This window comes from Streptomyces venezuelae, assembly GCF_008642355.1.
GTDB classification, from domain to species: Bacteria; Actinomycetota; Actinomycetes; order Streptomycetales; family Streptomycetaceae; genus Streptomyces; species Streptomyces venezuelae_B.
The window spans coordinates 3296708-3322873 of the sequence record NZ_CP029193.1 but is presented as its reverse complement, the minus strand read 5'-3'; the positions used below and the strand labels follow the sequence as shown (position 1 = coordinate 3322873).

Annotated in this window: 29 protein-coding genes; 16 read left to right on the top strand and 13 right to left on the bottom strand. The window is 69.9% G+C overall.

The window, feature by feature from the left end:
• The first annotated feature begins 91 nt into the window (after positions 1–91).
• The 4 genes from hutU (at position 92) to hutI (ending at position 5598) form a co-directional block, all read left to right on the top strand.
• Positions 92–1756, top strand: a complete 1665-nt coding sequence (gene hutU / locus DEJ47_RS15340) for a urocanate hydratase (protein ID WP_150168740.1) — start codon at positions 92–94, stop codon at positions 1754–1756.
• 17 nt (positions 1757–1773) lie between these two features.
• Positions 1774–2976, top strand: a complete 1203-nt coding sequence (locus DEJ47_RS15335) for an allantoate amidohydrolase (RefSeq protein WP_150175653.1) — start codon at positions 1774–1776, stop codon at positions 2974–2976.
• Positions 2973–4337 (top strand): formimidoylglutamate deiminase, encoded by a 1365-nt coding sequence (locus DEJ47_RS15330; protein WP_150168738.1) that lies wholly within the window; start codon positions 2973–2975, stop codon positions 4335–4337. The genes DEJ47_RS15335 and DEJ47_RS15330 overlap by 4 nt, the downstream gene beginning before the upstream one ends.
• A gap of 85 nt (positions 4338–4422) precedes the next feature.
• Complete coding sequence (gene hutI / locus DEJ47_RS15325; RefSeq protein WP_150168735.1) at positions 4423–5598, top strand: imidazolonepropionase; 1176 nt, start codon at positions 4423–4425, stop codon at positions 5596–5598.
• 18 nt (positions 5599–5616) lie between these two features.
• On the opposite strand, the gene DEJ47_RS15320 is transcribed toward hutI, so the two are convergent.
• A complete protein-coding gene (locus DEJ47_RS15320; RefSeq protein WP_202457369.1) occupies positions 5617–6405 on the bottom strand; it encodes an SDR family NAD(P)-dependent oxidoreductase in 789 nt (262 codons plus the stop codon).
• Between the two features lie 87 nt (positions 6406–6492).
• On the opposite strand from DEJ47_RS15320, the gene DEJ47_RS15315 reads away from it, so the two are divergent.
• Positions 6493–7356: a helix-turn-helix transcriptional regulator gene (locus DEJ47_RS15315; RefSeq protein ID WP_223828367.1), complete on the top strand. Its 864-nt coding sequence runs from the start codon at positions 6493–6495 to the stop codon at positions 7354–7356.
• 34 nt (positions 7357–7390) lie between these two features.
• On the opposite strand, the gene DEJ47_RS15310 is transcribed toward DEJ47_RS15315, so the two are convergent.
• From DEJ47_RS15310 to DEJ47_RS15270, 9 genes are all read right to left on the bottom strand, one after another.
• Complete coding sequence (locus tag DEJ47_RS15310; RefSeq protein WP_150168731.1) at positions 7391–7720, bottom strand: hypothetical protein; 330 nt, start codon at positions 7718–7720, stop codon at positions 7391–7393.
• 28 nt (positions 7721–7748) lie between these two features.
• Complete coding sequence (locus tag DEJ47_RS15305; RefSeq protein WP_150168729.1) at positions 7749–8159, bottom strand: VOC family protein; 411 nt, start codon at positions 8157–8159, stop codon at positions 7749–7751.
• A gap of 65 nt (positions 8160–8224) precedes the next feature.
• Entirely contained in the window at positions 8225–8710 is a 486-nt protein-coding gene (locus DEJ47_RS36905) for a hypothetical protein (RefSeq protein WP_150168727.1), read from the bottom strand.
• A gap of 107 nt (positions 8711–8817) precedes the next feature.
• The gene (locus tag DEJ47_RS15295) at positions 8818–9051 is read right to left on the bottom strand and encodes a DUF397 domain-containing protein (protein WP_150168725.1); all 234 of its coding nucleotides are present in this window, start codon (positions 9049–9051) and stop codon (positions 8818–8820) included.
• Between the two features lie 126 nt (positions 9052–9177).
• Positions 9178–10011 (bottom strand): helix-turn-helix domain-containing protein, encoded by an 834-nt coding sequence (locus DEJ47_RS15290; protein WP_150168723.1) that lies wholly within the window; start codon positions 10009–10011, stop codon positions 9178–9180.
• Entirely contained in the window at positions 10001–10525 is a 525-nt protein-coding gene (locus tag DEJ47_RS15285; RefSeq protein WP_150168721.1) for a DUF6879 family protein, read from the bottom strand. The genes DEJ47_RS15290 and DEJ47_RS15285 overlap by 11 nt, the downstream gene beginning before the upstream one ends.
• Complete coding sequence (locus DEJ47_RS15280; RefSeq protein ID WP_150168719.1) at positions 10509–10718, bottom strand: hypothetical protein; 210 nt, start codon at positions 10716–10718, stop codon at positions 10509–10511. The genes DEJ47_RS15285 and DEJ47_RS15280 overlap by 17 nt, the downstream gene beginning before the upstream one ends.
• A gap of 376 nt (positions 10719–11094) precedes the next feature.
• Entirely contained in the window at positions 11095–11382 is a 288-nt protein-coding gene (locus DEJ47_RS15275; RefSeq protein ID WP_150168717.1) for a DUF397 domain-containing protein, read from the bottom strand.
• The gene (locus DEJ47_RS15270; protein WP_150168715.1) at positions 11363–12214 is read right to left on the bottom strand and encodes a helix-turn-helix domain-containing protein; all 852 of its coding nucleotides are present in this window, start codon (positions 12212–12214) and stop codon (positions 11363–11365) included. The genes DEJ47_RS15275 and DEJ47_RS15270 overlap by 20 nt, the downstream gene beginning before the upstream one ends.
• A gap of 112 nt (positions 12215–12326) precedes the next feature.
• Between DEJ47_RS15270 and DEJ47_RS15265 the strand changes: the two genes are divergently transcribed.
• The 3 genes from DEJ47_RS15265 to DEJ47_RS15255 are packed head-to-tail and all read left to right on the top strand — an operon-like array spanning position 12327 to position 13708.
• Positions 12327–12734, top strand: a complete 408-nt coding sequence (locus tag DEJ47_RS15265) for an ATP-binding protein (protein WP_150168713.1) — start codon at positions 12327–12329, stop codon at positions 12732–12734.
• Positions 12735–12977, top strand: coding sequence for a hypothetical protein (locus DEJ47_RS15260; RefSeq protein WP_150168711.1), 243 nt, complete (start codon positions 12735–12737; stop codon positions 12975–12977).
• Between the two features lie 32 nt (positions 12978–13009).
• Positions 13010–13708, top strand: a complete 699-nt coding sequence (locus DEJ47_RS15255) for an aspartate/glutamate racemase family protein (RefSeq protein WP_150168709.1) — start codon at positions 13010–13012, stop codon at positions 13706–13708.
• 81 nt (positions 13709–13789) lie between these two features.
• Here the strand turns inward: DEJ47_RS15255 and DEJ47_RS15250 are convergent, their stop codons facing one another.
• Positions 13790–14740, bottom strand: coding sequence for an RNA polymerase sigma factor SigF (locus tag DEJ47_RS15250; RefSeq protein WP_150168707.1), 951 nt, complete (start codon positions 14738–14740; stop codon positions 13790–13792).
• 250 nt (positions 14741–14990) lie between these two features.
• Between DEJ47_RS15250 and DEJ47_RS15245 the strand changes: the two genes are divergently transcribed.
• From DEJ47_RS15245 to DEJ47_RS15215, 7 genes are all read left to right on the top strand, one after another.
• Positions 14991–15359: an STAS domain-containing protein gene (locus DEJ47_RS15245; RefSeq protein WP_150168694.1), complete on the top strand. Its 369-nt coding sequence runs from the start codon at positions 14991–14993 to the stop codon at positions 15357–15359.
• A gap of 255 nt (positions 15360–15614) precedes the next feature.
• Positions 15615–16124 carry an ATP-binding protein gene (locus tag DEJ47_RS15240; RefSeq protein WP_150168692.1) on the top strand — a complete coding sequence of 170 codons (510 nt, stop codon included), beginning with the start codon at positions 15615–15617 and terminating at the stop codon, positions 16122–16124.
• 210 nt (positions 16125–16334) lie between these two features.
• Positions 16335–17087 carry an LPXTG cell wall anchor domain-containing protein gene (locus DEJ47_RS15235; RefSeq protein ID WP_150168690.1) on the top strand — a complete coding sequence of 251 codons (753 nt, stop codon included), beginning with the start codon at positions 16335–16337 and terminating at the stop codon, positions 17085–17087.
• A gap of 52 nt (positions 17088–17139) precedes the next feature.
• Positions 17140–18150, top strand: coding sequence for a hypothetical protein (locus DEJ47_RS15230; RefSeq protein ID WP_190415428.1), 1011 nt, complete (start codon positions 17140–17142; stop codon positions 18148–18150).
• A gap of 65 nt (positions 18151–18215) precedes the next feature.
• Positions 18216–19463, top strand: a complete 1248-nt coding sequence (locus DEJ47_RS15225) for a hypothetical protein (RefSeq protein WP_223828366.1) — start codon at positions 18216–18218, stop codon at positions 19461–19463.
• Positions 19460–20770, top strand: coding sequence for a hypothetical protein (locus DEJ47_RS15220; protein WP_398339017.1), 1311 nt, complete (start codon positions 19460–19462; stop codon positions 20768–20770). The genes DEJ47_RS15225 and DEJ47_RS15220 overlap by 4 nt, the downstream gene beginning before the upstream one ends.
• 256 nt (positions 20771–21026) lie before the next feature.
• Positions 21027–22412 carry a condensation domain-containing protein gene (locus tag DEJ47_RS15215; protein ID WP_150168688.1) on the top strand — a complete coding sequence of 462 codons (1386 nt, stop codon included), beginning with the start codon at positions 21027–21029 and terminating at the stop codon, positions 22410–22412.
• Between the two features lie 21 nt (positions 22413–22433).
• Here DEJ47_RS15215 and DEJ47_RS15210 read toward each other — a convergent pair whose 3' ends face one another.
• Positions 22434–23273, bottom strand: a complete 840-nt coding sequence (locus tag DEJ47_RS15210) for an alpha/beta hydrolase (protein ID WP_150168686.1) — start codon at positions 23271–23273, stop codon at positions 22434–22436.
• Positions 23274–23454: 181 nt separating this feature from the next.
• Complete coding sequence (locus tag DEJ47_RS15205; RefSeq protein WP_150168684.1) at positions 23455–24951, bottom strand: peptide MFS transporter; 1497 nt, start codon at positions 24949–24951, stop codon at positions 23455–23457.
• 471 nt (positions 24952–25422) lie between these two features.
• Here DEJ47_RS15205 and DEJ47_RS15200 point away from each other — a divergent pair, with 471 nt between their 5' ends.
• Positions 25423–26100, top strand: a complete 678-nt coding sequence (locus DEJ47_RS15200) for a response regulator transcription factor (RefSeq protein ID WP_150168682.1) — start codon at positions 25423–25425, stop codon at positions 26098–26100.
• Positions 26101–26166: the final 66 nt, after the last annotated feature.

Below are 26166 nucleotides of genomic sequence, written 5' to 3'. Positions count from 1 at the left end.
ACTAGCCCTATTCAGGCCCCCAGGATGTGAATAACAAGGTCACAGCACTGAGTCATGGGCACCAAGGTCACACCGTCGAGGAGGCATCGCCATGTCAGGACCCCGCCCCGTACGGGCACCGCGCGGTACGGAACTGAGCGCCCTGGGATGGCAGCAGGAAGCCGCCCTCCGCATGCTGCAGAACAACCTCGACCCCGAGGTCGCCGAGCACCCCGACAAGCTCGTCGTCTACGGCGGCACCGGCAAGGCGGCCCGCGACTGGCGCTCCTTCGACGCCATGGTGCGCACCCTCAAGACCCTCAAGCAGGACGAGACGATGCTCGTCCAGTCCGGCCGCCCCGTCGGCGTCATGCAGACCCACGAGTGGGCGCCGCGCGTCCTCATCGCCAACTCCAACCTGGTCGGCGACTGGGCGAACTGGGAGGAGTTCCGCCGCCTGGAGCAGCTCGGCCTCACCATGTACGGCCAGATGACCGCGGGTTCCTGGATCTACATCGGCACGCAGGGCATCCTCCAAGGCACGTACGAGACGTTCGCCGCGGTCGCCGCCAAGAGGTTCAACGGCACGCTCGCCGGAACGATCACCCTCACCGCGGGCCTCGGCGGCATGGGCGGTGCCCAGCCCCTCGCCGTCACCATGAACGACGGCGTCGCGATCTGTATCGACTGCGACCCGCGCGCCATCGAGCGCCGCATCGAGCACAAGTACCTGGACGTGAAGGCGGACTCCCTGGAGCACGCGCTCCAGCTCGCGACGGAAGCCCGCGACCAGCGCAAGCCGCTCTCCATCGGCCTCCTCGGCAACGCGGCCGACCTGCTCCCGCGCATGCTCGCCGAATCCGCCCCCATCGACATCGTGACGGACCAGACCTCCGCCCACGATCCGCTGTCGTACCTGCCGACGGGCGTCGATTTCGACGACATGCAGGCGTACGCGGCGAAGGACCCGGCGGGCTTCACCACCCGCGCCCGCGAGTCGATGGCGAAGCACGTCGAGGCGATGGTCGGCTTCATGGACGCGGGCGCCGAGGTCTTCGACTACGGCAACTCGATCCGCGGCGAGGCGCAACTCGCGGGCTTCGAGCGCGCGTTCGCGTTCCCCGGCTTCGTCCCCGCCTACATCCGCCCCCTCTTCTGCGAGGGCAAGGGACCGTTCCGCTGGGCGGCCCTCTCCGGCGAGGCGTCCGACATCCACAAGACGGACAAGGCGATCCTCGACCTCTTCCCCGAGAACGAATCCCTCCACCGCTGGATCAAGATGGCGGGCGAGCGCGTCCACTTCCAGGGCCTCCCCGCCCGCATCTGCTGGCTCGGCCAGGGCGAGCGCGACAAGGCGGGCGACATGTTCAACGACATGGTCGGCGACGGCACGCTCGCCGCGCCCCTCGCGATCGGCCGCGACCACCTGGACTGCGGCTCCGTCGCCTCCCCGTACCGCGAGACGGAGGCCATGCTCGACGGCTCCGACGCGATCGCCGACTGGCCGCTCCTGAACGCCATGGTCAACGTCGCCTCCGGCGCGTCCTGGGTCTCCATCCACCACGGCGGCGGCGTCGGCATGGGCCGCTCCATCCACGCGGGCCAGGTCTCGGTCGCCGACGGCACGAAGCTCGCGGGTGAGAAGATCCGCCGCGTCCTCACGAACGACCCGGGGATGGGCGTGATCCGGCACGTGGACGCGGGGTACGACATCGCGGAGTCGGTGGCGGACGAGAAGGGTGTACGGGTTCCCATGCGCGAGGGTGGCGACGCGTGACCTCCACGTTCCACAGCATGTGGGCGGAGCTGCTGCCCATCGGCCGCGACCCGGACAGCCGCGGCTACCGCCGCTACGCCTGGACACGCGCCGACGCGGACTGCCGCGCCTGGTTCAAGGCGCAGGCGGACACCCGCGGACTGACGTACGAGCTGGACCGCAACGGCAACCAGTGGGCGTGGCTCGGCGACCCCGCGGCCGGTGACGCGGTCGTCACCGGCTCCCACCTCGATTCGGTGCCGGACGGCGGCGCGTTCGACGGCCCGCTGGGTGTGGTGTCGTCGTTCGCGGCCCTGGACGAACTCCGGGCGCGCGAGGCCCAGTTGACCCGCCCCCTCGCGATCGTCAACTTCGGCGACGAGGAGGGCGCCCGCTTCGGCCTGGCCTGCGTGGGCTCACGCCTCACCGCCGGACAGCTGACGGTCGAGGCCGCGCACAGGCTGACGGACGGCGACGGCGTGACGCTGCCGCGGGCGATGGAGGCGGCGGGCTACGACCCGTACGGCATCGGCCCGGACCCCGAACGCCTGGCCCGTATCGGCGCGTTCGTGGAACTGCACGTGGAACAGGGCCGCGCCCTGGACCTCACCGGTCACCCGGTGGGCATCGCGTCCGCGATCTGGCCGCACGGCCGCTGGCGCTTCGACTTCCGGGGCGAGGCGAACCACGCGGGCACGACGCGCCTCGTGGACCGCAGGGACCCGATGCTGTCGTACGCGGAGACGGTCCTTGCGGCACGCCGCGAGGCGGAACTCGCGGGCGCGGTGGCCACCTTCGGCAAGATCTCGGTCGAACCGAACGGCGTCAACGCGATCCCGTCGCTCGTACGCGGCTGGCTGGACTCGCGCGCCGCCGACCAGTCGACGCTGGACACGGTCGTGACCGGCATCGAGAAGGCGGCACGCGAATACGCGGAGCGGAACGGCATCGACCTCGACGTCGTCCGCGAGTCGTTCACTCCGGTGGTCGAGTTCGAGGACGCGCTCCGGGACGAGCTGGGCAAGATCCTCGCCCCCCGCACCGAGCGGCCCCTCCCCGTCCTCGGCACGGGCGCGGGACACGACGCGGGTATTCTGTCCGGCTCGATCCCCACCGCCATGCTGTTCGTACGGAACCCCACGGGTGTCTCGCACTCCCCGGCCGAGTTCGCCGCCGAGGACGACTGCCTGGCCGGGGTGACCGCACTGGCCGACGTACTGGAAGGGCTGGCGTGCAGGTGACGACGGAGAGCTCGACGGAGACTTACTGGCTGGAGCAGGCCTGGCTCGGCACGCACGTCGAGCCGGGCGTCGCGGTCGACGTGGCGGGCGACCGGATCACGGCCGTCCGCCGGGGCGTCGACGCGCCCCCGCCCGGCGCGACGGTCCTGCGCGGCCTGACGCTCCCCGGCCTCGCGAACGCCCACTCGCACGCGTTCCACCGCGCGCTGCGCGGCACGGTCCAGGTCGGCTCCGGCACGTTCTGGACGTGGCGCGAGGTCATGTACGCGGTGGCGGACCGCCTCACTCCGGACACGTACCACGCGTTGGCGCGGGCGGTGTACGCGGAGATGGCGCTGGCCGGCATCACGACGGTCGGCGAGTTCCACTACCTCCACCACGCCCCCGGCGGCACCCCCTACGCCGACCCGAACGCGATGGGCGAGGCACTGATCCAGGCGGCGGCGGACGCGGGCATCCGCATCACGCTCCTGGACACGGCGTACGTCGCGTCAGGCCTCCTCGACGCGGACCGCGGCAAGGCCCCTGACCGCCACCAGCTGCGCTTCTCCGACGGTACGACGGAGAAGTGGGCGGAGCGGGCGTCGCTCCTCAAGGACCGCCCGCACGCCAGGATCGGCGCGGCGATCCACTCCGTACGGGCGGTACCGGCGCGGCAGCTGGGCACGGTGGCGCAGTGGTCGTCCGCCCGCCCGGCCCCGCTCCACGTCCACCTCTCCGAGCAGACGGCGGAGAACGAGGCGTGCATGGCGACACACGGCTGCACACCGACACAGCTCCTGTCGGACCACGGAGTCCTGGGCGCACGCACGACGGGCATCCACAACACCCACCTCACGGAAGAGGACATCGCCCTTCTCGGCGGCTCGTCGACCGGCACCTGCATGTGCCCCACGACGGAACGCGACCTCGCGGACGGCATCGGCCCGGCGCTCCGCCTCCAGCAGGCGGGCAGCCCCCTCTCCCTGGGCAGCGACAGCCACGCGGTGATCGACATCCTGGAGGAGGCCCGCGCCATGGAGCTGAACGAACGCCTCCGCTCCCACACGCGCGGCCACTGGACGGCGGCGGCCCTGCTCCACGCGGCGACGGCCGACGGCCACGCGGCCCTGGGCTGGCCGGACGCGGGCACGCTGGAGCGAGGCGCGCTCGCGGACCTCACGACCATCACCCTGGACTCGGTCCGCACGACGGGCCCCCTCCCACGCCTGGCGGCGGAGACGGCGGTGTTCGCGGCGACGTCGGCGGATGTGCGGCATACGGTGGTGGGGGGCGCGCATGTCGTACGAGACGGGGAACACGCGCTGGTCGAGGACGTACCAGGGGCGCTGAGGGAGGCGGTGGCGGCGCTCAGAGACTGACCTCTTCCCCGAGCCCGCGGATCAGGGGAAGCAATCCCGCTCGAAGCCCAGCCCCACCCCCCTCACCCACCCCGGGAGAAGCCCCATGCCCCGCACCACCCTGATCACCGACATCGCAAGCCTCGTCACGAACGACCCGGCGCAGGGCGACGGCACCCCCCTGGGCCTCATGACGGACGCGGCCGTCGTCATCGAGGGCGAAACCGTCGCCTGGGTGGGCCCGGCGGCCAAGGCCCCGTCGGCAGACGAGACGTACGACGCCGCGGGCCGCGCCGCTATCCCCGGCTTCGTCGACTCCCACTCCCACCTCGTCTTCGCGGGCGACCGCACCCAGGAGTTCAACGCCCGCATGTCGGGCCGCGCATACGAGGCGGGAGGCATCCGTACGACGGTCGCGGCGACGCGCGCCGCCACGGACGCGACACTCGAAGCGAACCTCACCCACTACCTCGAAGAGGCCCTCCGCCAGGGCACGACCACGTTCGAGACGAAGTCGGGCTACGGCCTGAACACGGAGGACGAGTCCCGCGCCCTCCGCATCGCCGCCCGCCACACCGACGAGGTCACGTTCCTCGGCGCGCACATCGTGTCCCCGGACTACGCGGAGGACCCGGCGGCGTACGTGGACCTGGTGACCGGCGAGATGCTGGACGCCTGCGCCCCCCACGCCCGCTGGATCGACGTCTTCTGCGAGAAGGGCGCGTTCGACGGCGACCAGGCCCGCGCGATCCTGACGGCGGGCAAGGCGAAGGGCCTGCACCCGCGCATCCACGCGAACCAGCTGTCGTACGGCCCGGGAGTCCAACTCGCCGTGGAACTGGACGCGGCGTCGGCGGACCACTGCACGCACCTGACGGACGCCGACGTCGACGCACTCGCCCAGGGCAACACGGTGGCGACGCTCCTCCCCGGCGCGGAATTCTCGACCCGAGCCGAGTGGCCCGACGCCCGCCGCCTCCTGGACGCGGGCGCGACGGTCGCCCTCTCCACGGACTGCAACCCGGGCTCGTCCTTCACGTCCTCCGTGCCGTTCTGCATCGCCCTGGCCGTACGGGACATGGGCATGACCCCGGACGAGGCGCTCTGGTCGGCGACGGCGGGCGGCGCGGCGGCGCTGCGCAGGACCGACGTGGGCCGCGTCACCGTGGGCGCCCGGGCGGACCTCGCCCTCCTGAACGCCCCGAGCCACGTGCACCTGGCGTACCGCCCGGGAGTCCCGCTGGTCAGCGAGGTGTGGCGAAAGGGCACCCGGGTGGCATGACGGGAACCGCCCTGGGGATCAGGCGGCCCACATCCCCCCGTCCACCCGCAGCACGGTGCCGGTGACGTACGAGGCCCGATCGCTCAGCAACCATGCGGCGGCCTGGGCGATCTCCTCGGGATCGGCGGCACGCCCCAGCGGAGTCTGGGAGTTCAGGTGGTCGATGGTGCCGGGGGAGTCCTCGTCCCACTCACGGAGCATCTCGGTGAGCGTGGTGCCGGGCGCGACGGCGTTGACGCGGATGTCCTCGGGCCCGTACGTGACGGCGGCGGACGCGGTGAGACTGTTGACGGCGCGCTTCGTCGCCGCGTACGCGGGCAGGGCGGGGTTGGCCACGAGGCTGCCGACACTGGACGTATTGACGATGGCCCCGCGTTTTGACGTGGCGCGGATGGCCGCGACCTCGGCGTTCATGGCGAGCCAGGTCCCCTTGAGATTGACGCCGGTCACGTGGTCGAAGTCGTCCTCGGACAGTTGGTCCATGGGGCCGGGCGGCTGCCCGCTCGCCCCATTGTTGAAGGCGACGTCGAGCCGCCCGTGGACCTCGACGACCCGCTCGACGGCACGGCGTACGCTCGCGCCGTCCCCGAGGTCACACACGACGTACCCGGCGACGCCCCCGTGCCCCCGTATCCCCTCGACGACACTGCTCAACTGTTCCTCGGTACGAGAGGCAAGCATCACGCGGGCCCCCTCCCGGGCGAAGAGCCGGGCGGCGGCGGCACCGATCCCGCGCCCGGCGCCGGTGACGAGGGCGACCTTGCCGGCGAGCAGACCGGCACCACTGGAATGCGTCATGTCGTTCATACCGAGGAGCCTGCGCCGCCCCGCGCCCCCCATCCAGGCCCCACCAGTACCTGGCTGAGCTGCGCAGACGCCCGGCACACTGACACAGTGAACCGAGAAGAACGGGAACGCGACCTGGCGGACTTCCTGCGCGGCAGGCGCGAACGCATCACGCCCGCCGACGTGGGCCTGCCCGCGGGCCCGCGCCGCCGCACTCCGGGCCTGCGCCGCGAGGAGGTGGCGCAGCTGGCGTACATCTCGACGGAGTACTACACGCGCCTGGAACAGGCCCGCGCCCCGCGCCCGTCCCGCGAGGTCCTGGCCCAACTGGCCCGCGCACTGCGCCTGTCGGACCCGGAGCGCGACCACCTCCACCACTTGGCGGGCGTCCCGCCGTCCCCGCCCCCGGGCCCGTCGAGGGAGGTGAGGCCGAGCATCGTCCAACTCCTGGACAGGCTCCCGGAGGCGGCGGCGATCGTTCTGTCGGCAACGTACGAGGTAATCGCCTGGAACAACCTGGCGGCAGCCCTGATGGAGGACTTCTCCGTCCTGCCCCGCAGGGACCGCAACATGGCTCGCCGCACGTTCCTGTCCTCCCGGAAGGCGGGCGAAGGCTGCACCCTCTACGGAGTCCCGAACACGGACGAGTTCGCCCGAACGATGGCCCAACACCTCCGAGCGACGGCCGCACGCTATCCGGAGGACCCGGAAGTGAGCGCGCTCGTGCACGAACTCCGCACGCACAGCCCCGAGTTCGCCACGCTCTGGGCCACCCACGAGGTGGCGCCCCGCCCCACCCTCTGCAAGACCTTCCAGCACCCCACGGTCGGCTTCATCGCCATGCACTGCGACGTCCTGGACATCACCGACCGCGACCAACGGGTCTTCATCTACACGGCGGCGCCGGGCTCGGAGGAGGCGATGCGGCTGCTGTCGGTCATCGGCACACAGCGCATGGACGTGCCGGGCTGACGACCGCGCCGTACCGGACCCCCCTACCGCCTGGCTAAGCCAGCCTGACGCCCATACGTTTGGCCACCCTCTCCGTGGCCTTCGTATGCCACCACTCGAAGAGGTGGGTGCGCATGAGCAGGGCGAGATAGTCCACCGTCTCGTCGGCAAGATCACCGCTGACGAGGCTTGTCTCCTGCCCCTTGTAGTCCAGGGAGACGCGCCACAGCTCTCCCGAGACCCGCACATCGAGCTCGATCAGCAAGGCAGGAGCGACGTCACCGACGCGAAGCTCCAGAATCTCGACGGCCACGCCGGGTCCCTCCCGCTGCACGCCGAGAAGTACCTGGCCGAGCTTTTCCTGAACTTGTCCCGCGGTCGCCACGAATCATCCCCCCGAGGGTGAGGGCCCGCTAGTCGCGCTCGGGCCAGACGGGTCCCTCATCGGTCCAGGTCACACCCTTGTTGCGGCAGAGGCAGAAGGGGTGGCCGACGGGGTCGATGTACACGCGGAATCCATAGCCCTCGGGGCCGACCATGTCCTGCTTCAGGGTCGCGCCGAGGGCCAGGACGCGGCTCTGTTCGGCCTCGATGTCGTCGACCTCGAAGTCGAGGTGGAACTGCTTGGGGTGCTCGCTGCCGGGCCACTGCGGGGCGCGGTAGTCCTCCACCGGGGTGAAGGCCAGCTCGATGTCGCCGAGCCGGATGCCGGCCCAGTGCTCGTTGCTGTCCGCCTTGACCGGGACCCCCGTCACCTCGGAGTAGAAGGCTGCCAGCTTCATCGCGTCGGGGCAGTCGATGATGAAGTCAGTGAGTCGTAGCATTCGGCGATCTTGCCACGGGGGCGGGCTTGGGGACAGGCCCTGAGCGAGGCTCGGTCGGGTCGCTGTCACTCCTCGTGCAAAGTAACTCCTGCCGGACATCTCAGCTGAGGCATGGCGCGGTTCGGAGAGCAGCACACCAGGGCCAGGGACAGGAACGAGGGTCGTTCCAGGTAGCAGCCGTGCGATACGTCACCGCCGTGGCCGAGCCGTTCGTCCGCAGAGACGACCAGGTCTGCCAGACGCGTCGGGTCCCGGGCCGCCCTGGACGTGAACCGGGGCGCGTACTCTGCCAACCGCGCCCCGAGCCAGTCCGCCGCGCCCTTCGATTCCCTCCACGTTCCCCGGATCAGTTTCTCCGGTTTGATGAGCCAGTACGCGGTCTCCAGTGGAGGCAGGTCCACGACGGGAAACTCCGCCTGCACCTCGCGGTGACGTTGGATCAGTTCGGGACGGCTCTCGTCCGGGGGCGGATGAGGGGGCGGAGGCCGCCGCAGTGCGTCCACGTCGAACCTCTGTTTAGGGCCGGTCCACAGGTATCCGTGGTGGTGCAACGGTCGTCCCTTTCGGCGGTGTGCGCAGGCGAATGGAGGGAAGCTGAGGGCCCGGCCGGCTCCTGTCCTGTCAAGGGGACGAAGCCCGGCCGGACGTATGCGAACGATCAGGTCGAGAGCCCGAAGCGCACCGGGTCGATACCGGCGGCGTCCAGCTCATCCGTGCTGAAGCGCAGCGGTTCGGCGCCGGGGCGCTTGCTGTCACCCACGGCCCAAGCACCCGCGCCGATCTTCGCGAGGGTCACGCACGCTTCGCCGTCAGGGTGGGTGTTGCCGCCGCAGGCCTTGTTGAACGCGCCGGACGCGGGGAGGGGAAGGGTGTAAAGGTCGGGTTGAGGCATGGTGTGCCTTCCGTAGCGGAATCGCGGATATGGCGGACTCGTCCAGCACCGTTTCGAAGCCGCCACGGAAAGCATCGGCCGCCGACAGTGCAGATACCAGACCTATCCGCGTTGTCGGGTAGAGGATCACGAACGGAAGCGGGATGCCCATTCCCTGAGTATCTTCCTGGCTTCCTCGCCGTAGGTGGCACTACGTTCATAGAGGCCAAATACTTCCAGGTGCCCTGCGATGTCTCTGGCGTCCTGGAACACTATGCGTCCCGTGAATGTCTCTACGGTTGCGAGCCGGTCATCGTAGATCGTGAACGTATTCAGTGGGCCACGCGTGATGGGCGTACCGAGGGGGATGACCCCGATGCGTGTGTACGGGATGTGCGAGATAGCAGTGATGCGGTCGATTTGTGCAGCCATTGCCGAGTGTGGAAGCAGGGCCCATCTGATGGCCTGCTCGGTCAAAAGGAACGTGAAACGTTTGGTGCTGTCGTACAGAATCGACTGTCGTTCCATTTTTCTGGCCACTGTCTTGGAGATGTCGACAGGTGCATGGCCAAGGCTTGCTCTGATGTAGTCAGGTGTGGCCAGGAGTCCTGTAACCATCGAGGGCAGGAAGTAGCGTAGTTCTGCAGCCTCTGCTTCGAGTCCGCTCAACTCCGCCTGCCGCTTTTCGAGGCCTCTGCGCCAGGACGCCCTCTTTCCCTGCCATTCCGTGTGGGCGAGCCGCGCAAGAGCGGTCACCTCCGCCACGGCTTCTGGGGGTGCCTGCAAGACTCGGAGGATCAATTCGACATCGACAAGGCCCGGTGTGACGCGACCCGTCTCGATGTTGCTGAGTTTGGTCTGTGAGATGTTGCAGCGCCGAGCGAGCCAGACCTGCGTTCGGTTGGCTCGCTTGCGCATGTCGCGGAGTGCCTTCGCCAGGTCTGCCTTTGACTGACCCAGCTGCCCTGGGTCAAACGTCAAGGCCCTTCACGTACTCCTCGAAGGTCACGGAGTGCTCCAGGGCTGTGCGCTTCCACTCCAGATATGGGGTCGGGTCGCCCTCAAAGGCCTCACGATTGATTTGGGTTCCGTCCGGCCGAAAGTTCAGGTGAGCTATGCGTGCTTCGTCGAACAGCCACCAGTCACGCCCGGAGAGCGGCAAGCCGTAGTCCTCCAGTGTCACATCCAGGATGCGGATGTCTTCGCCGGCCGCGATGTTTCCTGGTATCCCCCAAGCGAACTGGTATCGCTGGTAATCTGTGAGGGGACGCCGAACGATTCGGACCCGGCCGATACGCTTGCCGGATTTGACATACCCGCGTACCCGTTCGTGCCAGCGTGCGTTGTGCGCAGAGGGTTTGTCCGCACCGCGTAGGAAACGCGCGAGGCTTTCCTGTTCTTTGGGCATGGTGTACGTCGGTTGAGCCTCGAACCGCCAGGCTTCGTGCGCGAAAGCGTCGAAGTACCTGCGCCAGTCCTCACCATCCAAGAGCACGGACGGCCTCCCTCAGGACGTGCTCGGGAATTTCTACCAGGCCCTCACCGCTGGGTGTGACGAAGACGTCGGACAGGTCCCCTTGGACGATGAACGAACCGCTTTTGGTGCGGTAGACGTTCGGGCAATCGTCATCGTCGCAGTCAGGCCCGCCGACCCTACCGGTCAGGCGGGTCAATTCCTGTCGGGGCATCGTCGCCTCCTATGGGGCGGGGTCGGTCCCTGCCGCGATGACGACGGTATGGCGAGCGGAGGCCGCGGGTCTATGGCGCATCGCCGATATTCGCGTTGTCGGGTAGACGATCTCGTGATGTGCGAGCACACGATCCCCGAGACGGCCGCAGAGACAGCGGAACTCGCCGACATGAGCACGGCGGCTCGGCATGCCTCAGGCAGCGCGAACAGCGGCGAACTCGCCGGGCAACTGGCGCGGCGTCGGCTGACAGCAGCGGTAACTCACGTTCAACAATGTGCCCTTGAGCTGGCTCGGTGCCGGCGTGATGGACCGGCCACCTGACCTGCGGCTTTGTGAGGAGCCGCCCGAGACGATCCGTCTGCGGTGACAGGCCTTAACCCGCCAGCTCCCCCTTTGTGACCGCCTCGACGAAGAGGGTCCAGGCGGTTGCCGGGATCACGAGGGCGGGACCGTGCGGGTTCTTGGAGTCGCGGACAGGGATGAGGTCGGGGAGGCCAACGGTGACTTCGACGCAGTCGCCGCCAGTGCCGTTGCTGCTCTTGCGCCAGCGGGCGGCGCCGGGAAAGCGTTCGGCGACCTCTACACAATCACCGCCGTCGCCGTTGCTGTGGCTGCTCTTGCGCCACACGGCGGTGCTCAAGTCAACGTCGTGGCTTGCCATTTCGGTATTCCTCAGCCGCATCCTCGATCATGGCGAGGGACGCCTCCGGCGGCAGTGCGGCGGCCCTGAGCCGATCGTATGTCTTCCGGTACGGCTTCACGAGGGCCGGATCGTCCACACACTGTCCGTGGTACGGGCCTTCCGTGTACATGAGCGGAGGCGCGTCGTCGAACTCCATGAACTTCAGCGGCAACCCCATGAAGGGACGGGTTGGAGCGTTCCACAAGAGAATCTGTGGAACGATGCGACGGCGTTTAGCCAACGCTGCGACGTGGTCGAGCTGCTCAGCCATCTCCTCCGGTGGCAGAATCGGCTCCCGCAGCAGGGACTCGTGCAGGATCGTCCAGTACTCCGGTTTCTTCGGGTCGTCGAAGAGCTTGGCCCGCTGCAACCGAGCGTCGATCTTCGCGTCGACTTCCTCCGGAAGGTCCAGTGGGTGCGTCGAGTGGATGACCGCCCGTGCGTACGCCCCGGTCTGCAACAACCCCGGGATGAGCGCGTTGTTCCACTCCTCGATGGTCCGCGCCCGCGGTTCCGCTTCCAGGACCTGCACGAAGTACGCCGCGTGCGCGCCCTTCCGGGCCTTGTGCACGTCCGCGCACCGCCGTTCGAAGAACCCGTCCGTCCCCAGGAACTGGTCCACATGGCGGGCCATTTCCAGCGGCATCCGGCGCTCGCCCCGCTCGATCTCACTCAGATACGACGCCCCGTAGAAGCTGCCCGCGACCGTCTCCTGAAGCGTCCGCCCCGCCGCCTCCCGTTTCCAGCGCAGCTCCTTGCCGTAGAAGGCGGGCACGCTCGCCGAGCCGTCGATGTCCTTGCGTACCGCCACAGTTGCCCGCCTTCCACACTTCGCACTGTGGAGCTGAAACCCCTGTCACGTTACGCCGACCCACGCCACTGTGTGACCGAACCGTCACAGAGCGCACGGAAGGCGTACCCGCATGCAAGACCCAGGCCCAGCCCCGACCGTCACCTCCCTGCCCGCCCCCGACTTCGAGCTCGACCTCCTCGCCGTCCCCAAAGCCATCCCCGACCTCCGCCGGGTTCTGCGCACGCACCCCTACGGCCCCCTCCCCGACGTCCAGCTCTGCGTCAGCGAGCTCCTCAGCAACGTGATCCGGCACCTCGGCGAGGGAACGCCCGTGACCGTCCGCCTCACTACCGCCCACGGGCGGATTCGCGTGGCCGTCACCGACCCGGACCCCCGCGCCTGGCCCCTGCTCCGCAGCGCGGGCAGCGACGACGAGACGGGACGCGGCCTCGCCCTGCTCGACGCGGTCTCACTGCGGTGGGGCGTGGAACAAGAAGCGGACCGCAAGACCGTCTGGTGCGAACTGGGGGAGGGCTAGGTGCTGCACCGGCTCCTGACCTGGCTGCTCCCCGGCACGGGCGCACGACGAGCCGCCGCGGCGGCGGCGACAACCCGGCCACCGCTCACAGCGGCCCGACCTCGCCCCGTACACGGCGCACCCCGTCTCCCGCGCAGCCCCTACGCGAGGGAAGCCGCCGCGGACCATACGGTCGACGTCACCCATAGCCCCCTCACCCGCCCCTACTGCCGCGCCGCCGAGGACCGCCTCCTGCCCGCCTGAGGGCGCCCCGTCCGGTACGGCATCCTGACCCCATGAAGACCATCGGCCTCATCGGCGGCATGAGCTGGGAGTCCAGCGCCGAGTACTACCGACTGCTCAACGAACTCGTACGGGACCGGCTGGGCGGCCTTCACTCCGCGCGGTGCGTGCTCTACTCCGTCGACTTCGCCGAGATCGAGCGGCTGCAAGTACAGGGGGAGTGGGTGCGGGCCGGAGACGTGCTCGCCGCTGCCGCCAAGGGAGTTGAGGCCGCCGGCGCCGATCTCGTCCTCATCTGCACCAACACCATGCACAAGGTCGCCGACCAGGTCCAGGCCGCGATCTCCGTGCCGCTGCTGCACCTCGGGGACGCCACCGCCGAGGCCGTACATCGGGCGGGGGTCACCCGCGTCGGACTGCTCGGGACCGCGTTCACCATGGAGCAGGACTTCTGTCGGGAGCGGCTCTCCGCGCACGGGCTGGACGTCCTCGTGCCCGACGAGGCCGGGCGGGGTCTCGTCCACCGCGTCATCTATGAGGAGTTGTGCCTCGGGGTCGTGCGGGAGGAGTCCCGTGCCGCGTACCAAGAGGTGATCCGCCGCCTGGTCGACAGAGGTGCTCAGGGCGTCATCCTCGGGTGCACCGAGATCGAGCTGCTGATCGGGCAGGAGCACAGCCCTGTGCCCGTGTTCCCGACCACCAGGCTCCACGCCGAGGCCGCGGTCGACGCCGCATTCGGCACCAGCGGGTGACGGGACGACAGTAGGGCCCGCCCCTTCAAGGGGCGGGCCCTACAACCGTGTTCGCGCGCTCGAGCCGAGCGCAGCGGCACCTCACTCCTCGACCGTCAGTCCCTTGCGGAGCTTGACGAGAGTGCGCGACAACAGTCGCGAGACGTGCATCTGCGAGATGCCGAGCTCCTCGCCGATCTCCGACTGCGTCATGTTGGCGACGAATCGGAGGGAGAGGATCTTGCGGTCGCGCGGGGGGAGTTCGGCGATCAGCGGCTTCAGCGACTCGATGTACTCGATGCCTTCGAGGCCGTGGTCCTCGTAACCGATCCGATCCGCGAGCGCGCCTTCGGAGTCGTCCTCCTCGGGCTGCGCGTCCAGGGAGCTGGCCGTGTAGGCGTTGGACGCGGCCATCCCCTCGACGACTTCTTCGTTGGAGATGCCCAGGCGCTCGGCGAGCTCGCCCACCGTGGGGGCGCGATCGAACTGCTGGGCGAGTTCGTCGCCCGCCTTGGCGAGGTCCAGTCGGAGTTCCTGGAGTCGGCGCGGGACGCGCACCGACCAGCTGGTGTCGCGGAAGAAGCGCTTGATCTCACCGACGATCGTCGGCATCGCGAAGGTGGGGAACTCGACGCCACGGCTGAGCTCGAAGCGGTCGATGGCCTTGATGAGGCCGATCGTGCCGACCTGGATGATGTCCTCCATGGGCTCGCTGCGGGAGCGGAACCGGGAGGCGGCGAACTTCACCAGGGCGAGGTTCAGTTCGACCAGCGTGTTGCGGACGTACGCGTATTCGTGTGTGCCTTCTTCGAGGGATTCGAGGCGCTCGAAGAGAGTCTTGGACAGGGCCCTCGCGTCCAGCGGCGCCACTTCGGCGTACGGCGGGATCTCGGGGAGACCGTCGAGGCCTTCGTAGGTGTCCTCGGCGATTTCGTGGGCACCCTGAGTCGGGACGGACTCTTGGGCGGGGGCCGGGATCCCGGTGGCGGAGCGGTGCGGCGGGAGTGTCGACGTCGCCTGGTCAGTATGCGATTCGTCGAGCCGGGGTGACATGGTGTCCTCCATCGTTCTCGGCATATGGCTGCCGATGCCAATACGTGCACTGCGGTGTGCGGCGCCTCCAAAGCCGTCCGTGTCGATTGATGTCTCTTCTACCCCTACCCGCTTCCGCGCTCCGGTCGCAAGTGCGTTCTGAGGCTAAATGTCCGATTTCGGGGGGATGTTCGGGTACCCCGGAGCGCCAGGAGGGCGTAATGTTCAGGGGCGTCATCAACAGCAACGACGGTCGGAAGAGAGAGACGGCATGGACCGCGGGACGGTCGGCAGCGCACACAGGGGCCGGCTTCTGGTCGAAGTCCGGAAGGTGGGCGCGAGTGCCGTCGTGACCCCGGCGGGTGAGTTGGATCACCACACCGCCGACGTGTTGCGCGAACCACTCGAAAACTGCCTGTCAGAGGGCTACGCACGGCTTGTCGTCGACTGCTCACGTCTTGAGTTCTGTGATTCCACGGGACTCAACGTGCTCCTCGGCGCCCGGCTCAAGGCCGAGGCCGCCGGCGGCGGTGTTCATCTCGCCGGGATGCTCCCGGTGGTCGCCAGGGTCTTCGAGATCACCGGCGCGGAGGCGGTCTTCACCGTCCACGACACCCTCGAAGCGGCCCTCGGAGAGTGACTCAGAAGCGGTCGTACGAGAAAATGTCCTGGTCACACGCGAAAGTTATGTGTCAGTTGCCTCTGTGTGATCATGGCGTTACCAGCGTCACAAGAACCGTGCCGAACTAGTGGGTGTTCACACGGTTCGTCCGGGCAGGAGAGACCTGGATCCCGTAGTCAGCGATCCGCAGAGTCAACAGTCAGAACGGCAAGCAGCAGCCGATGTCAGCCGATGTCCCCAGTCCAGTCCTCCTGTCGGTGAGGTGAAGCGCTGATGAGCACCACCCGGCCTTATTCGCCGGGCGACCGCGGCCCGGAGTCCGAGGCCGCAGTCGCGGACGCTCCCGCGGAGCGGGCCTCAGGCACGCCCGCCGCCCGGCAGGTCCGCAGGCTCAGCCTGAATGGCGCGAGCGGCATCGTCCCGCTCGCCCGCGACTACACGCGCGAGGCGCTGCACGCGTGGGGCTGGCTCCCCGCGGAGAGCGCCGACCGGCGGGCGGCCGCCGAGGACGTGCTCCTCGTCGTCTCGGAGCTGGTCACCAACGCCTGCCTGCACGCCGAAGGCCCCGACGAGCTCCGTCTGTCCTCCGACGGCAAGGTGCTGCGCATCGAGGTCTCCGACCGCGGCACGGGACAGCCCGCGCCGCGCACCCCGCACCGCGCCGGGCGGCCCGGCGGACACGGCATGTTCATCGTGCAGCGGCTCTGCCTGGACTGGGGCGTCGTCCGCAACCCGGGAGCCGCGGGCAAGACGGTCTGGGCGGAGGTGGGGGCGCCCGCGTAGACCGCGGCCTCGCCCCACACCGTTACCCACGGTCAGCACTCGGCTGCTACTCGTCAGTACACGCGCCGGATCATCACGGATCCGGCGCGTCTTTTGTCTTCCCTCGTCAAGGTCCCCGGCGTACCTTGAGCGCCCAATCTGATGTGCCGTCAGTAACACCCGTCACTCCGCACCGCGGCACGCCACGACCGGCATGAGGGGACAAACGAGGTGTCGCACACGAAAAAACCGGCCGCGCTCGCGCTCGCCACCGTCCTGGCCGGCGGCTCAGCGGTGCTGCTGGCCGCCCCCGCCGCGCAGGCCACCGTCCAGGACGTCAACTACCAGTGCAAGACGCCGATCGGCGACAAGAGCGCCGTCTCGCCGATCGACATCAAGAGCGTCAAGAGCGGCAGCGCCTACAAGCTCACCATGTCCTTCCAGAAAGGCGTCTCCTCCAGCCCCGTCGAGCTCGGCAAGGGCGCGATGAAGCCAAGCGCGGTGATCAAGCTGGGCGGCGCGGAGAGCGGCACGGTCCCGGTGTCCGGCGCGACGAACGCCGAGGCCATCCCCGCGAACACGCCCATCAAGATCAGCGACCTGTCGGGTACGTACACGCCCAAGAAGAGCGGCAAGGTCACGTTCACCGCCGGTGTCCTCACGATCAAGGCGCTCGGCACGACCACGACGTGCACGCCCTCCAACAATCCCAAGCCGTCGCTCGAACTGGACGTCAAGGGAGCCGGCGGCTCCGAGGGGTCCGGGGGCTCCGGGGGGTCCGATGCGAGTGGCAGTGGCGCGTCGGGGGGCTCCGGCACCACGGGCGGCTCCGACAGCGCGCCCTCCGGCGGCGGCGAACTCCCGCAGACCGGCCCCGCCGACTCCGCCGTCGCACTCGGCACCCTCGGCGGCACGGTGCTGCTCGCGGGAGCGGCCGGGGCGCTGTGGCTGACGCGCAGGAACCAGGCGGCGCGCTCGCGGTAGGCCCTCGGACGAGTACGCGAGCCAGGTCCCGTACGAAGATCAGGAGCCGCCGATGACGTTTTCCGTGCGAGGCGCGGTGTGCGCGGCTGTCCTGGCGCTGATGGCGGCGGCCGTCGGTGCCGGGCCCGCACACGCGGACGGTGGTGGACGGGAGGAGGACGGTCGTGGCCCCGCCACGTGGTCCGCCGCGCCCTCGTCCGGCGGCGGCACCCGGCCCGCGAAGGACGGACGGCCCTCTTTCTACGCGGAGGGCACCCCCGGAGCCGTGCTCCAGGACACCCTCTCCGTCACCAACCCCGGCCCGAAGCCGCGCACGGTCACCCTCCGCGGTGCGGACGCCCGCAACACCGGCTCCGGGGCTCTCTCCGTCACGCCCGCCAAGGGCACGCCGAAGGACACCGGGGCGTGGATCAGCTTCGCGAAACGGCAGGTCGAGGTGCCGCCCCGCACCCGCGCCGAAGTGCCGTTCACCCTCACCGTCCCCACGAACGCCATGCCCGGCGACCACCCGGGGGCCATCGTCGCGAGCGGCGGCGGCCGCACGGTCGGCGTACGCGTCGACCTGCGGGTCGACGGGCCGACGCTCTCCGCGCTCACCGTCGAACGCGTCGACGTCGACACCGACGCGGGCACCATCTCGTACGACCTGGTCAACCGCGGCAACACCGTGCTGACCCCGAAGCTCGCCGTGCACGCGGACGGTGTCCTCGGCACCCTCCTCGACCGCCCCGCGCGCACGCTCCCGGTCGAGCTGCTGCCCGGCCGCCGCGTGTCCCTGGCCGAGCCGTGGCCGGACGCCCCCGCGCTCGACTCGGTCGACGTCGAGCTGACGGCCACGGCGGCGGGCGGCGCCCGCGACACCGCCACGGCCTCGGCCCGCTTCGTGCCATGGGGCGCGGTGGCGGGCGGGGGAGTGCTGCTGCTCGCGGCGGTGGGCGGGGCGCTTCATCTCGTACGCGTACGGGGGCGGCGGGACGCAGAGGCGCCGGGGGTGGCGGGCGTCGGTGAACGGGCTTGCGCAAAACGGGAGTTGGCGCGATCGGGGACGGGAGAGGAACTGTGAACGGTACGAACAGGTCCGGCCCGGGGGTGCGGGTGGATGCGCGAGCGGGCGTGGTGCGGGGTGCTGTGGCTGTCCTCGCCGCCCTCGTCCTTCTCGGGCTCACGCTGGTGCCCCAGGCGACCGCGACCGCGACCGCGTCCGCTGCCGCGGACAAGCTCACCGAGCCCACCAAGCCCACCGTGGAGCTCTCGGCGTCCCAGGCGGGCAAGGGCGGTTCCGTCACCGTCAAGGGCGCCGGGTGGCGGTCCGGCGCGCTCCTGATGATGCTCGTCTGCGGTCAGTCGGCCCCCGGCAAGGGCGTCGTCGGCGGCACGAACTCGTGCGCCAACTCCGAGGGCCGTGCCGTCACCACGGACGACGACGGCGCCTTCAGCAGGAAGCTTCCCGTCGCCGAGCCGCCCGAGCCCTGCCCCTGTGTCGTCCACGTGGCGACGGTGACCGGTGAGAAACAGCAGGTCGACGCGGTACTGAAGGTCGCGGGCCACCCCGTGAAGCCGCTGCCCGCGCAGGCGAACGGCGGCAGGCTCTCCGTCCTCACGGACACGGCGCTTGAGGGGGCCGGCGGGGTGCTGACCTGGTTCGGCGCACCGCCGCAGCGCACGCTCGAGTTCACTGTCGGCAACGTCGGCTCGGCGCCGGTGAAGGACCCCGTCTTCCAGGTCGGCACGTCCCACGGCGTGTTCGCGCCGCAGTGGGAGGAGCAGCAGTGGCGCGGCACGATCGCTCCCGGTGAGAAGGCGCGGATCAAGCTGCCGGTGGAGCTTTCGGCGGGGGCGCACGGGGACTACCTGGTCTCGCTGAAGTTCGGCGGGAAGGTCCTCGCCGAACAGCCGTGGGGCGTGGGGCGGCCGTGGGGGGTGACGCTCTTCTGGATCCTGCTGTGCGTCGTCGTGCCCGCGGCCGTCTTCCGTGTCGGCATGGCGGTCGTGGACCGGCTCCGGCCGAACCGGCGCGGAACGTCCCGGTCGGGCGCCCGCCCCCGCGGTGCCCGCTTCGCGGAACTGGCGCGCCGCTTGCCGCGGTTGAGGCTGCCGCAGGGAGCGGTCGACGCGGACGGGAAGGGGCGGGGACGGGCGTCGCACGCGGCGCGTACACCTGGCAGGGACAGGAACTCCACGGGGGCGCACGGCGCGGGTGGGCCGAGCGGCGCGGGGGCCAGGGTCGGCTCGGGCGGCTCGGGTGAGTCGTCGGCCGCCGCCCCCGGCTCCGCCACCGCCTCCCTGCCCTGGTTCACCCCCGACACAGACCCCGGCGCACCCGCAGGCCGGCTCTCCGCACCGTCCGACGACAGTCCGACGAAGGGAACCACGTGATCACGCAACGACGGAGAGCGGGCGCGGCCTCGGTCGCGCTCCTGCTGGGCGGAGCGGGAGTCCTGCTGACCGCGGGGCCCGCGCACACCGCCGCGGCCGCCGCGGTCGCCTACAAGACGGAGTGCGTCCCGCCGCCCATCTCCAACCTGCCGCCCGTGCAGGGCACGACCCAGGTCGAGATCACCGCGCCCGCGACGGCGAGGGTGGGCGACGAGGTCGACGTCGTGTGGAAGACGACGCAGGCCGCGTCCAAGAACCCGGACGTCCTGGACCTCGGCGAGAACACGGTGCAGCCGACCGGCACGATCAAGCTGGGCGGGGGCCGTACGGGCGACCTGAAGGTGACGGGTGAGCGCAAGAACCCGCCCATCAAGAAGAACAGCCCCATGGTCCTCTCCGACATGAAGGGCAAGCTGAAGCTGACGGCGGCGGGCGAGGTGACGCTGACGCCGGACGCGTACAACATCAACGTCAACAAGCCGATCTCGACCGACACGAAGTGCACGCCCAAGGAGCAGGTGGGGGTGGGCGCGACAATCAAGGTGACGGCGGCGGGGGGCGGTTCGGGCGGTGCGTCGTCGGGTGGATCGTCATCCGGCGGTACGACGGAGGGGACTTCCGGCGGCTCCACCAGCGGTTCCACCGGCGGGGGCGGCGGGCAGACCGACTTCCCCGGCAAGGAGGTCCAGACCCCGTACAAGTGCAAGACGCCCATCGGCGACAAGGAAGCGACGTCGCCGGTCCAGATCAACGCGAAGAAGGACGGCGGGAGTTACGGGCTGACCGTGCAGTTCAAGAAGGCGGTGATGGACAGTCCGGCGGACATCCCCGCGGACTCCGTGAAACCGTCGATGGAGGTCGCGCTGGGCGGGGCGGACAAGGGCACGGTGCACGTGGAGGGACCGGCCAACAAGGAGCCGATCAAGTCGGGCGACCCGATGACGATTCCTGACCTCACCGGGACGTACAAGCCGGGGGCGGACGGCACATCCACGCTGTCGCCGGGTGTCCTGACGGTGAAGGCGCTGGGCACGACGACGACGTGCACGCCCGCGAAGGCGGAGGTCTCCCTGGAACTCGACACCGCCGCGCAGCCGGGTGGGGCGGCGGGGGGCTCCTCCGGGACGGGTGGCTCGACCGCGGGGGGTACGGCAGGGGGCTCCGCGTCGGGCGGCGGCCTCGCCGAGACGGGGGCGGACGACAACGGGACGTTGCGGGCGCTCGGGTTGGTGGCCGGCACGGTGATCCTTCTGGGCGGAGCGGTCTTCACGTTCCTCCCCGGGCGGCGCCGGGGCCGCCTGCGCTGACGCGGCGGTTCTTCCCCGCGCCCCGGCGCGGCAGCCGTTGTGTAGACGCCGACTTGGGCGGGGGCTCCCTGGGGGCGCGGGGATCTGCGCGCGCAACCCGCAACTGCCCGCACCCCTTGACCGCCCCCGCCCAGAGCATTCGATCCCGTTGTCTGGCCCCCCAACGGTTCGTTGGGTCTGGCGTGCGCGAACGACCGTCGTGGCCGGGGGCGTTGCCCCGGAGGCGCACCGCCGACAGCGATAGGGAAGCGCCGCAGTGATCCAGGTAAACGTCGAGGACGTGGAGTTCGCCCCGGGGCACATGTACGAGTGGCGGATGGCCGCGGCGGCAGCCGGCACGCGGCCGAGCGGAGTCACCAGCTTCAACCAGGAGAAGCACGTCAGCGTCGCCCGTGAGGCCCACGCCGCCGATGACTCCCTCGCCATGTACATCGCCGCGACGTTCGAGCTCCCCGGCCCGGTCGACCGCGAGGCGCTCGGCGCCGCCCTGCTGTACTTCGTACGGCGCCACGACGTGCTGCGCAGCACGTTCCGGCAGCTCACCGGTGGCCTGTCCTGCGGCGTCCTGGCCCCGGAACACGTCGAGTCGAGGCAGGTCGACCACGGGTACGCGGAGTCGCCGTCCGCCGTGCGCGACCTGCTGCACCAGATCTTCCGGGGGGTCGACCCGCTCGCCTGGCCCATGATCCGGCTCGGCGCCGTCATCCGGGACGACTCCGCCACCGTGTGGTTCACCTGCGACCACGTCGTGGCCGACGGCCTGTCCATGCCGGTCGGCGTGCACGACATCGCCGAGGCCTACCTCGCGTACGCGGCCGGACGTACCCCCGCCCTCCCCGAGACCGGGAGCTACCTGGCCTTCAGCCACGAACAGCGCGACCGCAACGCCACCCTGCACGCCGGCGATCCGCGCCTGGAGCGGTGGAAGGCGTTCATCGAAGGGACAGGGAGTTTCTTTCCGCGCTTCCCGCTGGACATGGGTGTCGAGCCCGGCCGCATGTACCCGGCCGTCAACGAGACCACGCCCCTCCTCACCGCCGAGGAGATGAAGGGGCTGGAGAACGCGTGCCAGGACGTCGGCGGGAAGGTGCACATGGGGCTGCTTGCCGCCGTGGGAGTGGCCGTGCGCAAGGAGGGCGGGCCCGACGTCCACCGGAGCCTCATGCCGGTCAGCGACCGCGGCAGCGGGCCCTACGCCCACACCATGGGCTGGTTCGTGAACACCATGCCCATCGCGTTCCCGGTGGGCGAAGGACAGAGCTTCGGCGCCGTCATGGCCCATGTGCGCGCCGCCCTCGACGACATGCGGCAGCACATCGACGTGCCGTTCGTGCGGGCCTGGGAACTGCTGGCCCCCGACGAGTACTGCGCCCACCACTACTGGCCGTACTCGGTGAACTGGTTCTCCTACCTCGACTTCCGCCGTTCCCCCGGGGCCGAGCGGCACAGAGCGCGCGACGCGCGGATGCACGTGTGGATGGAAGGCTCGTACTGGTACAGCTTCTGGCTCTTCCGCACCGACACCGGCCTGTACATGAACTCGATCTACGCCGGGACGGACCGGGCGAAGGAGACCGCCCGCTCGCTCGAGAACACCCTGCGGCGCACGCTGCGGAACCTCGCCGGTGACGGGGTCTTCTGAGCGGTGCTTCCGTTACGCCGGTTACGCGTGTCCGCGCAACCACCGCAGGACCGACTGCGCCATCCCCGCGCCCCGCAGCAGCGGGCCCCCGTGCGCGGACCCCGACACCGTGCGGACCGTGATGTCACCCAGGCCCGCGCCCCGCTCCGCGCCCGCCAGCTCCGAGGAGTGCGTGCGCGGCACGAAGTCCCCCGCGGAGTGGATGAGGAGGAGCGGCGCGTCGTCCGCGCCCGACGCGTGGGACGAGACCGACAGATCCGTCCACCGCGCCCGGCACGCCCGCCCCGCCCCGTCCCCCGGCACGCAGTCCGCGAGCCGCACCGCGGCCCTCCGCAGCGCCCGCCGCTCCGCGGACGCCCCCTGCCTCCCGCCGTCGCGCCACGCCCGCTGGGGCGACGCCACCGGCGACAGCGCGACCACGCCCCGCGTCCGCGCCCACCCCGCCCCGTAGGCACCCGCCTGCAGCGCGAGGTGCCCGCCCGCCGACGAGCCGAGCACGAGGGGGCGCCGCCCGTCCTCCCGCCGCTGGACCCAGTGCAGCGCCGCGAGGACGTCGTCGCGCTGCGCGGGCCAGACCGCGTCCGAGGTGAGGCGGTAGTCGGTGTCGTACACGGTGAACCCGCGCGCCGCGAACCACCGCGCCCAGCCGCTCCAGTCGGTGTCCTTCGACCAGTAGCCGCCGTGCACGATGACGAGCGGGGTGCCGCCGTCCCCGTACACCGTGATGTTCTGGCGGGGGTGTCCCCCGTAGCGGAAGAGCTGCCCGTGCGGCGGCTCGGGGGCCGCCTCGGCGGCGGCACCGGACGACAGCAGCGTCCCGCAGAGGGCCAGAGCGAGCAACGTACGACGCATGGCGTGCATGGCGAGATGTTGCACCCCGTGGAAGTCCCGTTCCCGCACAACCCCCGCGCACCACCTGTGCGGGTGGCAGAACGTTCCTCTGTTCGCACCCTTCCACGGGAATACGGAAGGGCCGCTGCTCACCGAGCAGCGGCCCTTCCTCAAGACAACCGGGTCAAGCACCCGGGTCAAGACGCCTGGGTCAGTTGACCGAACCCATGAGTTCCTTGACCTTCTTGCGGGACGTCCAGATACCGAAGCCCGCCAGGACGGCGATGATCGCCTCGACGGCGACCGCCCCCGAATTGTTCAGGTCCACGCCCAGCTGCGGCGAGGTCAGCAGACCCGTCACCGAGTCGCCCGCGGTGACCGCGAGGAACCAGACACCCATCATCTGGGCGCTGTACTTCTCCGGGGCCATCTTGGTCGTGAGCGACAGGCCGACCGGGGAGAGGCAGAGCTCGCCGACGGTCTGGATGAAGTAGATCGAGACCAGCCACATCGGGCTGACGCGGCCGCCGTTGTTGGCGGTGTCGATCAGCGGGATGAGGAAGACCGCGAAGGAGATGCCGATCAGCGTGAGGCTGGAGGCGAACTTGACGGCCGTGCTCGGCTCCTTGCCCCGCTTGTTCAGCCACAGCCACGCCGAGGCGACCACGGGGGCCAGCGCCATGATGAAGATCGGGTTCAGCGACTGGTACCAGGAGGTCGGGAAGTCGAACCCGAGCAGGTTGTTCGTCGTCGAGCTCTTGCCGAAGATCGACAGCGTCGAGCCGTTCTGGTCGTAGATCATCCAGAAGACGGCGGCGACCACGAAGAACCAGATGTAGCCCGACAGCTTGGACTGCTCCAGCTGCGAGAGCTCCTTGTCGCGCTTCATGCGGGCGAGGACGGTGACCGGGATGACCAGACCCGCGATGATCAGCGGCATCAGGGCCCAGTCGGCGAAGTTGCCGGTCACACCCATGAGCGTGTAGAGCGCGGCGGCGACGATCAGCCAGATCAGGCCGTTGCGCAGGGCCGAGGCGCGCTGCTGCGGCGTCGCGGGCTGCGAGACCACGCTGCTCTGCGCGCTCAGGTGACGCGAGCCGATCATGAACTGGGCGAGACCCAGGGCCATGCCGACCGCGGCGAGCGCGAAGCCGAGGTGCCAGTTGACGTTCTCGCCGACCGTGCCGATGGACAGCGGGGCGAGGAAGGCGCCGAGGTTGATGCCGATGTAGAAGAGCGTGAAGCCACCGTCACGGCGCGGGTCCTTCGGACCGTCGTAGAGGTGGCCGACCATCACGGAGATGTTCGCCTTCAGGAGGCCGGAGCCGAGCGCGACGAGCGCGAGGCCGGCGAAGAAGGTGGCCGAGCTCGGCAGGGCGAGCGTGATGTGGCCGAGGATCACGACGGCCGCACCGATGATGACCGTCTTGCGCGGACCCCAGAAGCGGTCCGCCATCCAGCCGCCGGGCATGGCGAGGAGATACACCATCGACATGTAGACGGAGTAGATCGCCGTCGCCGTCGTGGCACTCATGTTCATGCCGCCGGGGGCGATCAGGTACAGCGGGAGAAGTGCCTTCATGCCGTAGAAGCTGTAGCGCTCCCACATCTCGGTCATGAAGAGAGTGGCCAGTCCGCGGGGGTGGCCGAAGAAGGTCTTCTCGGAGCCAGGGGTGCTGGCGGAGTCCTTCGTCAGGCTGGACGCCATGGGTCGATCCTCGTGGGTTCGGGACGCGCGCGGCAGGAGCGTGAGCGCGCCCGGTGGGGGGCGGTCGGCACCGTCGTCATGGCCGCCCACCCCCACGCCCAGGGGGAGTTCACCCCGCGAAAGAGGCGAGGGGCGGTGACTCCGGGATCCACACCCTGGCGCATCCTCGCGCGCAGGGCCCGACCACAGGTCATTCCTTTCAAGGCTGGCCGGAGCCGGCCCGCACATAAAAGAGACCTAAGGCGCGCACAGCGGGCCAAAGGTCCTTGAGTAGTGCATCAGGCGTTGGGTCACCATACGACACGGCAGGGATGCATATGGAAGGACTTGAGAGATGGATCACAGGTTTCCCTGCAACCAGCGGCACACATTCAAAGGTGTTTCACAGAATCGCTTCCCACAGCCGCAGGGGCGCCCCCACACTGTGCGATCACCTCCCTGACGTTGTCCACTGCGGACTACCATCACTCCATGACCCGTGTACTGCTCGCCGAGGACGACGCGTCCATCTCGGAGCCGCTGGCCCGTGCCCTGCGCAGGGAGGGTTACGAGGTCGAAGTCCGTGAGGACGGCCCCACCGCCCTCGACGCAGGCCTGCAGGGCGGCGTCGACCTTGTCGTACTCGACCTGGGGCTGCCCGGCATGGACGGCCTTGAGGTCGCCCGCCGGCTCCGGGCCGACGGGCTCACGGTGCCGATCCTGATCCTGACCGCGCGCGCCGACGAGGTGGACACGGTCGTCGGTCTGGACGCGGGCGCCGACGACTACGTGACCAAGCCCTTCCGGCTGGCCGAGCTCCTCGCCCGGGTCCGGGCGCTGCTGCGGCGCGGGGCGAGCGAGCCCAAGGAGGCGCCGGCCACGCACGGCGTGCGGATCGACGTCGAGTCGCACCGGGCGTGGATGGGCGACGAGGAGCTCCAGCTCACCGCGAAGGAGTTCGACCTGCTGCGGGTCCTGGTGCGGGACGCGGGCCGGGTCGTCACGCGCGACCAGCTGATGCGGGAGGTCTGGGACACGACGTGGTGGTCTTCCACGAAGACCCTCGACATGCACATCTCCTGGCTGCGCAAGAAGCTCGGGGACGACGCGGCGAATCCGCGGTACATCGCGACGGTGCGGGGAGTCGGTTTCCGCTTCGAGAAGAGCTGACGGGGCCCCTTATGGGGGGGGCAGTTCCCCGGGCCCCTGAAACGCCTCCCGCACGCGGGACACTGG

Bases quoted from the DNA above. Each gene is read 5' to 3' on its own strand.
- hutU (WP_150168740.1), top strand. From the start codon at position 92: ATGTCAGGACCCCGCCCCGTACGGGCACCGCGCGGTACGGAACTGAGC.
- DEJ47_RS15335 (WP_150175653.1), top strand. From the start codon at position 1,774: ATGTGGGCGGAGCTGCTGCCCATCGGCCGCGACCCGGACAGCCGCGGC.
- hutI (WP_150168735.1), top strand. From the start codon at position 4,423: ATGCCCCGCACCACCCTGATCACCGACATCGCAAGCCTCGTCACGAAC.
- DEJ47_RS15320 (WP_202457369.1), bottom strand. From the start codon at position 6,405: ATGAACGACATGACGCATTCCAGTGGTGCCGGTCTGCTCGCCGGCAAG.
- DEJ47_RS15305 (WP_150168729.1), bottom strand. From the start codon at position 8,159: ATGCTACGACTCACTGACTTCATCATCGACTGCCCCGACGCGATGAAG.
- DEJ47_RS15295 (WP_150168725.1), bottom strand. From the start codon at position 9,051: ATGCCTCAACCCGACCTTTACACCCTTCCCCTCCCCGCGTCCGGCGCG.
- DEJ47_RS15280 (WP_150168719.1), bottom strand. From the start codon at position 10,718: ATGCCCCGACAGGAATTGACCCGCCTGACCGGTAGGGTCGGCGGGCCT.
- DEJ47_RS15275 (WP_150168717.1), bottom strand. From the start codon at position 11,382: ATGGCAAGCCACGACGTTGACTTGAGCACCGCCGTGTGGCGCAAGAGC.
- DEJ47_RS15265 (WP_150168713.1), top strand. From the start codon at position 12,327: ATGCAAGACCCAGGCCCAGCCCCGACCGTCACCTCCCTGCCCGCCCCC.
- DEJ47_RS15255 (WP_150168709.1), top strand. From the start codon at position 13,010: ATGAAGACCATCGGCCTCATCGGCGGCATGAGCTGGGAGTCCAGCGCC.
- DEJ47_RS15250 (WP_150168707.1), bottom strand. From the start codon at position 14,740: ATGTCACCCCGGCTCGACGAATCGCATACTGACCAGGCGACGTCGACA.
- DEJ47_RS15245 (WP_150168694.1), top strand. From the start codon at position 14,991: ATGGACCGCGGGACGGTCGGCAGCGCACACAGGGGCCGGCTTCTGGTC.
- DEJ47_RS15240 (WP_150168692.1), top strand. From the start codon at position 15,615: ATGAGCACCACCCGGCCTTATTCGCCGGGCGACCGCGGCCCGGAGTCC.
- DEJ47_RS15230 (WP_190415428.1), top strand. From the start codon at position 17,140: ATGACGTTTTCCGTGCGAGGCGCGGTGTGCGCGGCTGTCCTGGCGCTG.
- DEJ47_RS15210 (WP_150168686.1), bottom strand. From the start codon at position 23,273: ATGCACGCCATGCGTCGTACGTTGCTCGCTCTGGCCCTCTGCGGGACG.
- DEJ47_RS15205 (WP_150168684.1), bottom strand. From the start codon at position 24,951: ATGGCGTCCAGCCTGACGAAGGACTCCGCCAGCACCCCTGGCTCCGAG.
- DEJ47_RS15200 (WP_150168682.1), top strand. From the start codon at position 25,423: ATGACCCGTGTACTGCTCGCCGAGGACGACGCGTCCATCTCGGAGCCG.